This is a genomic window from Streptomyces albiaxialis (genome assembly GCF_039530985.1).
In the GTDB taxonomy this organism is placed as follows: domain Bacteria; phylum Actinomycetota; class Actinomycetes; order Streptomycetales; family Streptomycetaceae; genus Streptomyces; species Streptomyces albiaxialis.
The window spans coordinates 511,286-518,449 of the sequence record NZ_BAAAPE010000016.1 but is presented as its reverse complement, the minus strand read 5'-3'; the positions used below and the strand labels follow the sequence as shown (position 1 = coordinate 518,449).

Below are 7,164 nucleotides of genomic sequence, written 5' to 3'. Positions count from 1 at the left end.
GCGCGGTCGCGGACACCGCGCCCGACGCCTGGCGCCGCCAAGTCGCCTTCCTGCTCGACGGGCTGAGCGCGGAAGCGTCGCAGGGGCCGCTCTCCGCCACCCCGCCCGCCCCGTCGGCCCCACCCGCCCCGCCGGCCCCGCAGCAGATGTACGAGGTGATGGGCAGGCTCGCCGGTACGCCGTAGCGGACGCGGCTCCGCGCGGCCCTCCCGGCCGGGCCCTATTCCGGGAGGGGCTCCACCCCGAGGAGGGCCGCGGTCCTGGCGTAGACGGTCCGGGCGAGGGCGTCGTCCCGGGCCGGGCGCGAAGGGGTGTCCGGCCGGGAGTCGCTGAAGAAGCCGCCGCTGGGGCGCGGCGCGGGAGAGGCGGCCGCGAGCCAGACCGGCGTCCGCACCCCTTCGTCGGGGGTGAGGGCGAACGGGCGGAACAGCGGGGCGGTCAGCCGCATCAGGCCTCCGGCGTTGCTGTTCATCCCGGTGCCTTTGACCATGCCGGGATTGGCGTTGTAGACGCTCATGCCGTCGGGCAGGCGGCGTGCGAGTTCGCGCGCGGCCAGAAGGCCGACGAGTTTGCTCGTCGCGTAGACGTTGATCTGGTGGTAGAAGCGCTTGCCCCACGACGTTCCCGCGACATCCGGATCGGTGGCGTCGAGCCTGCCCCGCTTCTCCACGAACGAGGACATGTTGATGATCCGCGCTTCGCGCGTGAGCGCCCCTTCGGCCAGGAGGGCGTGGGTGAGCAGGAACGGGGCGTGGTGATTGAGCGCGTAGGTGCGCTCCACGCCGTCCGGCGTCTCCTCGTACCGGGAGAACGCCGCTCCCGCGTTGTTGATGAGGACGTCCACGAGGCGTCCGTCGGCGGCCAGTTCCGCCGCCAGCGCCCGTACCTGTGACCACTGTTCCAGGTCGGCGGTGTACGTCCTCGGCCGGGCGGCACCGCTGCCCGCGCGGGCCGGGAGGCGCAGGCTGTCGGCGGCGGCCCGGGTGCGCGTCGCGTCCCGGCCGACGAGGACGACGTTCCGACCGGCCTCGGCCAGGTGGCGTGCCGTCACCAGGCCGAGGCCCGACGCCCCGCCCGTGACGACCGTGATCCCGCCGCTCATTGCTGCTCCTCGTCCACGGCGTCCACGGCGTCCACGGCGTCCACGGCGTCCGCGGCGTCCGCGGCGCCCTCGACGCCGCTGGCCGCTTCACGGAGAAGCGCGTGCAGGCGCAGCCTGCTCTCGTGGTCGAAGCGGGCGAAGGGCGAGTGCGCGGTGGTGTGCTCCATGACGCGATCGCGCAGCGCGCATCCCTCGGGGGTGAGCTGGATGACTTTCGCGCGGCGGTCGGTGGGGTGGGGCACCCGGCGGACCAGGCCACGCCTCTCCAGCCGGTCGATCATCGCCGTGGCGGTCGAGGCGTCGCACTGCAGGAGGTCGGCCAGACGGCGCGCGGTCATCTCCCGCCCCCGGCTCAGCCGCCACAGCGCATCGGTCTGGGTGTCGGTCAGCCCCGCTTCCCGGGCCAGCTCCTTCAGCTCGCCGTGCACCCGGGCGCGGATCGCGAACAGGTAGTCGTGAAGCTCTTCGGTCAGCCTCCGGTCGTCCATGCCCCACACAGTACATGGATAATCCAATCATTGGAAATTCCACGTATCACGCGGAGGCCGGTGCCGTTCCCGCCCACACCTCCGGCGTCCGGCCCGACCACGGGCTCGCCTCCTCGAGCTGCCCGGCGAGGCGGAAGAGCAGGTCCTCGCGGCCGTAACCGGCGGCGAACTGCATGCCGACCGGGAGCCCCGTCGCCGCGTCGGCCGTCACCGGCACGGACATCGCGGGGGTGCCCGCCACGTTGAACGGCAGGGTGAACGGCGAGCGGTCGGTGAGGCGTTCGATCCAGCCGAGGCCGTCCAGCGCCTCCCCGCCCTCCGCGTACGCGCCCACGGGCAGGGGGAGTTCGGGCAGGACCGGGGTGAGCAGCAGGTCGTACGTGCCGAAGTACCGCGCCAGGGCGCGCGCGACCCGGTTGCGGATCCCCAGCGCGGCGACGAACTCGGCGCCGCCGACCGAGGCCCCGTGGCGATGGGCCGCGAGGGTCGAGGGTTCGAGGGTGGTGGCGTCGACGGGGCGGCCGAAGGCGGCGGCCAGGCCGTCGACCAGGGCGGTGACGTTCACCGTCGACAGCCGGGCGTTGGCGAGGACGAACTCCTCCCACCCGGCCCCGAGCGCGACCTCGGTCTCCTCGACCCGGTGGCCGAGGGAGTCGAGGAGCCGCACCGTACGGTCGAGCGCGTCGGCCACCGGCGCCGTCGTCCGGCGCCCGCCCCACGCCTGGGCGAGGACGCCGATCCGCAGCGGGCCCGGACGGCGGCCGACCTCCTGGGCGTACGGCCGGGAGGGCCGCTCGGCGAAGTAGGGGTCGCCCGGCTCGGGGCCGCTCACGGCGTCGAGCAGGGCGGCGCTGTCGCGCACGGTGCGGCTGACGCCTCCCTGGACGGCCAGCCCGCTGAAGACCTCGTCGGCACCCGGCCCCATGGAGACCCGGCCCCGCGTGGGCTTCAGGCCGAACAGGCCGTTGTACGCGGCCGGGATGCGGAGCGAACCGGCGGCGTCGGTGGCGTGCGCGACCGGGACCGCCCCCGCAGCGACGGCGGCCCCCGCTCCCCCGCTGGATCCGCCCGCGCCCCGCGCCGGGTCCCACGGGTTGCGGGTCGGGCCGTGGAGCACGGACTCCGTCATGATGCTGTTCGCCAGCTCCGGTGTCGCCGTGCGCCCGAACGTCACGAGACCGGCGCGGCGGAAGCGCCGCATCAGCGAGGAGTCGGCGTCGGCGACATGGCCTTCGGCGAGGCGGCTGCCCAGCTCCGTGCGCTTCCCGGCCATGGCGACGCCGATGTCCTTGATCAGGAACGGCACCCCGGCCAACGCCCCCTCCCCCGCGCCCAGTTCCGGGCCCTCGTCGGCGGGCCAGGTCTCCACGACGGCGTTGATACGGGGCCCGACGGCCCGCGCGGCCTCCCGCGCCGCCGCCTCGACCTCGGCGGGGGTCACCTCGCCCGCGGCCATCAGCTCCGCGAGCCCGACCGCGTCGAGGTCCACGTACTCGCTCACCTTCACTGCCACTCACTCCCTGGACACAACGAGACCACTGAGTACCTGACGATACCGCTCGGTATCGTACGGCACGGACTGGTACCGTAGCAGCCTCGGCGGGGGCAGCCGGGAGGAGCGAGGGAGCAGCCATGACAGCGACCGCAAGAAGGCCGAGCAGGGTGGCCAAGCTGCCCCCGCGCGAGCGGATCCTCGACGCGGCGGAGGAGCTGTTCCAGCGCGAGGGCATCCAGCGGGTGGGCGTCCAGGCCATCGCCGACCGGGCCGAGACCACCAAAATGGCGATCTACCGGCACTTCGCGACCAAGGACGAACTCGCCGCCGAGTGGCTGCGGATCGTCGCCGCCGACTACCGGGCCGCGTTCGACCGCGTCGAGGCCGAGCACCCCGGCCGCCCCGGGGAGCAGATCCTGGGCCTGGCCCGGTTCATCGCCGAGGGCCTGCCGGAGATCTCGTACCGGGGCTGCCCGTTCATCAATTCCCTCGCCGAACTCCCCGACCGCGCCCACCCCGCGCGCCAGGTCATCGAGCGGCACAAGGCCGAGCAGACCCGCAGGCTGGTCGCCATGTGCGCCGAGGCGGGCCTGGCCGACCCCGAACAGGCCGCCGCCGAGATCACGTTCGTCCTCGAAGGCGCCCAGGTCAGCATGCAGAACGGCAGCGTCGACCGGGTCGGGGACCGCGTGCTGAGGACCGTCGAGGCGCTCCTCCGGGCCCATGGATGAGCGGCGGCTGCCGGGCGGCAGGACCGTGGGGGCCGTACGGATCGGGGACACGGTCCGCCGGGCCGTCCGGCCCTGGACGCCCGCCGTGCACGCGGCGCCCTGGGGGATGTCCCCCACCGGGGACGGGGGAGATCACCGTGGTCGCGCGGCGGGGCCGTTCCTAGGCTCTCGGGCAGGAGAAGGGAGGCGGCCGTGAAGAGAGTGGCCGTGGTCCTCGGGGCCTATCTGATCGCCCGCGGAATCGCGGAGCCGTTCGTCATCGCCGGGGCGGCACCGGAGGCGTACCGCGACGACTGGGGCGGGCCCAGCCTTCTCGGCGTCCTCGCCGTGCACTGCGGGCCGGGGGTGCTCTCGGCGGTGCTGATGGCCGCGGGGGCGCGCCGCGCGCTCCAGCGGCGCGGCGTCCTCGTGCCCGCGCGCGGGGCGGGGCCGCACGCCCGGTAGCCGTCCGGCGGAACCTTCGTACGGGGTCCTTGCGTCTACACCGTTGTCGAAACAACGCGTGAGAGGCGGACGCCCATGGGCATCGTGAGCTGGATCATCCTCGGCCTGCTGGCCGGAGCCGTCGCGAAGATACTGCTGCCGGGGAGGGACCCGGGCGGGCTGGTCGGCACCACCCTCATCGGGATCGCGGGGGCGTTCCTCGGCGGCTGGATATCGTCGAACTTCCTGGACCGGCCCATCCAGAAGGAGTTCTTCGACCTGCCCACCTGGGGCGCCGCGATCGGCGGCTCCCTCGTGCTGCTGATCGGCTTCCGGCTGCTCTTCGGCCACTCACGCGACTGAGCCGCGCCACCCGGCGCTCAGGGCACGGCCTCGGCAGCGGGCAGCCGGACCTCGACCAGGCCGTCGTTGAGGCGGACCTCGAAGGAGGGCTGGCCGGAGGTGGCGGGGCCCGTCACGCACGCGCCGTCGGCGAGGCGGAACGTACTGCCGTGCCACGGGCACGTCACCTGCCCGTCGTGGATCTCGCCCTCCGACAGGGGGCCCGCGAGGTGCGCGCAGCGGTCGGCGAGCGCGTGCAGTTCGCCGGGCTCCTCCTCGTCACGTACAAGCAGCACCGGCACCTCGCCGACCATGCGCCGTACGACCGCGCCGCGCGGGAACTCCTCGGGGGCGCCGACCGGGTGCCAGCTCGCGTCGATCAGATGGGGGACGGAGTCGGTGTGGTTCACCCCGGCGCCCTGCCGGTACGCCAGGTGACCGCCCAGGAAGCCGCCGGCGGTGGCGACGGTGAGCCCGGCGAGGCCGAGCAGCCGTCCCCTGCCGGGCCTGCGGCGGGCGATGAGGGAGGCCGTGTAGAGCGCCACGGCGGTGACGTTCGCCGCCGCGTGCACGACGCCGACGCGCTGGTGCTCGGGGAACTGCTCGGCGTAGTCGACCGCCCCGCTCAGCGCCGCCGGGGCCCCCGCCGCCAGCCCCGTCGCGACGAGCAGCCGCGCGGCGCGCGCGTCGCGGCCCCACAGGTCGAGCAGCGCGGCGGACGTCCAGGTGCCGATGGGGACCTGGACGAACACCGGATGCGCCGCGTGGCCCTGCCAGCCGCCGTGCAGCGCCTCGCGCACGGGGCGGCCCAGCGGCAGCGCCTTGATCCCGGTCCGCAGCGGCGCGGCGAAGCGGTCGAGCGCGGCGGCGCTCTCCAGCTTTTCGATCTTCGCGAGAAGGTTCCGCATGCCCGCCGGGTTGCCCGTCCCGCCCCCGGGAAACGCCCCGACGCCCCCGACGCCCCGTCCGGCCGCCGCACCGCCCCGCCGCGGCCCGGCCCATGTGTGCGGCCGGGCACGGGTGGCACCCGGCGCGGGACCGCACTGTCGCGCACCCAGGGAGGCCGATGATGAGCGGCAAGCGCCGCGCGTCGCACAGCTCCGGGAAGAAGCCGCACGGCTCCGAGCGATCCCAGGGCTCCGAGCAGGGGAAGTCCGCGCTCGAAGAGACGCTGGACGAGTTCGAGGAGGCGGAGACGGGCAGCGGTGACCCCGCCGTGCCCCGCCGCAGGCACCGCCCCAGGGGCGAGGCCGGGGACGCGCTGCGGCCCAGCCTCGGCCGTCAGGAGGACGCGCGCGGCGAGTAGAGCCCGGAGAAGGCGGCGTGGTCAGGGCCTCAGGAGGGTCTTGACCATGCCGTCCTCCTTGCGCTGGAACGTGCCGTAGGCGGCGGGCCCCTCCTCCAGCGGGAGGGTGTGCGTGGCGAAGCCCTCGACGCCGAGCGGGTCATCGTCGGTGAGCAGCGGCAGGATGTCGTCGACCCAGCGCTTGACGTTGGCCTGGCCCATCCGGATCTGGAGCTGCTTGTCGAAGAGCGTCATCATCGGCAGCGGGTCCAGGGAGCCGCCGTAGACGCCCGAGACCGAGACCGTGCCGCCGCGCCGTACGGCGTCGACGGCGGCGGTCAGCGCCGCCAGCCGGTCCACCCCGCCGCGCTCCATCAGCTTCTCGCCCACGCTGGACGGCAGGAGCCCGACCAGCTTGTGGGCGGTCTCCGCCACGGGCGAGCCGTGGGCCTCCATGCCCACCGCGTCGATGGCCGCGTCGGTGCCGCGCCCGTCGGTGAGGTCCCGGACGGCGTCGCCGAGCTTGTCCCCGTGTTCCCGCAGGTCGAGGACGTGCACCCCGCGGCTGCGCGCCCGTTCCAGCCGTTCGGGCACCAGGTCGACGCCGATGACCAGCCCGGCGCCCTGGTGCAGGGCGACGCGGGCGGCCATGTCGCCGATGGGGCCGAGGCCGAGCACGGTGACGCTGCCGCCCTCGGGGATGTCCGCGTACCGCACGGCCTGCCAGGCGGTGGGCAGGACGTCGGAGAGGTAGACGAAGCGCTCGTCGGGCGGGCCGTGCGGGACCTTGATCGGCAGCGTGTTCCCGAACGGCACCCGGAGCAGCTCCGCCTGTCCGCCGGGCACCTGCCCGTAGAGCTTGGTGTACCCGAACAGGGAGGCGCCCGTGCCCCGTTCGCGTACCTGCGTGGTCTCGCACTGGGAGTGCAGGCCGCGTGCGCACATCCAGCACGTCCCGCACGAGACGTTGAACGGCACGACCACCCGGTCCCCGGCCGCCAGCTCCGTGACCTCGGGGCCTGTCTCCTCGACCACGCCCATCGGCTCGTGCCCGAGCACGTCGCCCGGGTCGAGGAACGGCCCGAACACCTCGTACAGGTGCAGATCGGATCCGCAGATGCCCGAGGACGTGACCCGTACGATCACGTCGTCCGGCTCGGTGACGCGGGGGTCGGGGACCGTCTCGACGCGGACGTCCCGCCTTCCCTGCCAGGTCAGCGCGCGCATGGCTCTCCTCCTCCGGGGGACCTTCGGCGGATGCGGCGCCGGGTTCCCCCGCGGCGCACCCGCATGCACGG

The 7,164-nt window shown here is 74.5% G+C and carries 9 protein-coding genes and 1 pseudogene; 5 read left to right on the top strand and 5 right to left on the bottom strand.

Translation table 11 applies throughout. From position 1 onward, the window contains the following. Positions 1 to 185: pseudogene (locus tag ABD343_RS33995) on the top strand (hypothetical protein); the annotation flags it as partial. A gap of 35 nt (positions 186 to 220) precedes the next feature. Here the strand turns inward: ABD343_RS33995 and ABD343_RS33990 are convergent. Genes ABD343_RS33990 through ABD343_RS33980 form a run of 3 tightly spaced genes read right to left on the bottom strand, consistent with a single transcriptional unit; the run spans position 221 to position 3,097 of the window. Beyond that, on the bottom strand, positions 221 to 1,102 hold the full coding sequence (locus ABD343_RS33990) for an SDR family NAD(P)-dependent oxidoreductase (RefSeq protein WP_344533837.1): 882 nt from the start codon (positions 1,100 to 1,102) through the stop codon (positions 221 to 223). Beyond that, entirely contained in the window at positions 1,099 to 1,590 is a 492-nt protein-coding gene (locus tag ABD343_RS33985) for a MarR family winged helix-turn-helix transcriptional regulator (RefSeq protein ID WP_344533836.1), read from the bottom strand. The genes ABD343_RS33990 and ABD343_RS33985 overlap by 4 nt, the downstream gene beginning before the upstream one ends. A 46-nt stretch (positions 1,591 to 1,636) precedes the next feature. Further along, complete coding sequence (locus tag ABD343_RS33980) at positions 1,637 to 3,097, bottom strand: amidase (RefSeq protein WP_344533898.1); 1,461 nt, start codon at positions 3,095 to 3,097, stop codon at positions 1,637 to 1,639. Positions 3,098 to 3,222: 125 nt separating this feature from the next. Between ABD343_RS33980 and ABD343_RS33975 the strand changes: the two genes are divergently transcribed. The 3 genes from ABD343_RS33975 to ABD343_RS33965 all read left to right on the top strand — a co-directional run bounded on the left by ABD343_RS33975 (position 3,223) and on the right by ABD343_RS33965 (position 4,602). Continuing rightward, positions 3,223 to 3,816: a TetR/AcrR family transcriptional regulator gene (locus ABD343_RS33975; protein WP_344533834.1), complete on the top strand. Its 594-nt coding sequence runs from the start codon at positions 3,223 to 3,225 to the stop codon at positions 3,814 to 3,816. Between the two features lie 192 nt (positions 3,817 to 4,008). Beyond that, positions 4,009 to 4,260: a hypothetical protein gene (locus ABD343_RS33970; protein ID WP_344533832.1), complete on the top strand. Its 252-nt coding sequence runs from the start codon at positions 4,009 to 4,011 to the stop codon at positions 4,258 to 4,260. A gap of 75 nt (positions 4,261 to 4,335) precedes the next feature. Further along, positions 4,336 to 4,602: a GlsB/YeaQ/YmgE family stress response membrane protein gene (locus ABD343_RS33965; RefSeq protein ID WP_344533830.1), complete on the top strand. Its 267-nt coding sequence runs from the start codon at positions 4,336 to 4,338 to the stop codon at positions 4,600 to 4,602. Positions 4,603 to 4,619: 17 nt separating this feature from the next. Here ABD343_RS33965 and ABD343_RS33960 read toward each other — a convergent pair whose 3' ends face one another. Then, the gene (locus tag ABD343_RS33960) at positions 4,620 to 5,489 is read right to left on the bottom strand and encodes a Rieske (2Fe-2S) protein (protein WP_344533828.1); all 870 of its coding nucleotides are present in this window, start codon (positions 5,487 to 5,489) and stop codon (positions 4,620 to 4,622) included. A 161-nt stretch (positions 5,490 to 5,650) separates the two neighbouring features. Between ABD343_RS33960 and ABD343_RS33955 the strand changes: the two genes are divergently transcribed. Next, positions 5,651 to 5,887 carry a hypothetical protein gene (locus ABD343_RS33955; protein ID WP_344533826.1) on the top strand — a complete coding sequence of 79 codons (237 nt, stop codon included), beginning with the start codon at positions 5,651 to 5,653 and terminating at the stop codon, positions 5,885 to 5,887. Positions 5,888 to 5,908: 21 nt separating this feature from the next. On the opposite strand, the gene ABD343_RS33950 is transcribed toward ABD343_RS33955, so the two are convergent. After that, positions 5,909 to 7,093, bottom strand: a complete 1,185-nt coding sequence (locus ABD343_RS33950; RefSeq protein ID WP_344533824.1) for a zinc-dependent alcohol dehydrogenase — start codon at positions 7,091 to 7,093, stop codon at positions 5,909 to 5,911. Positions 7,094 to 7,164 lie beyond the last annotated feature (71 nt).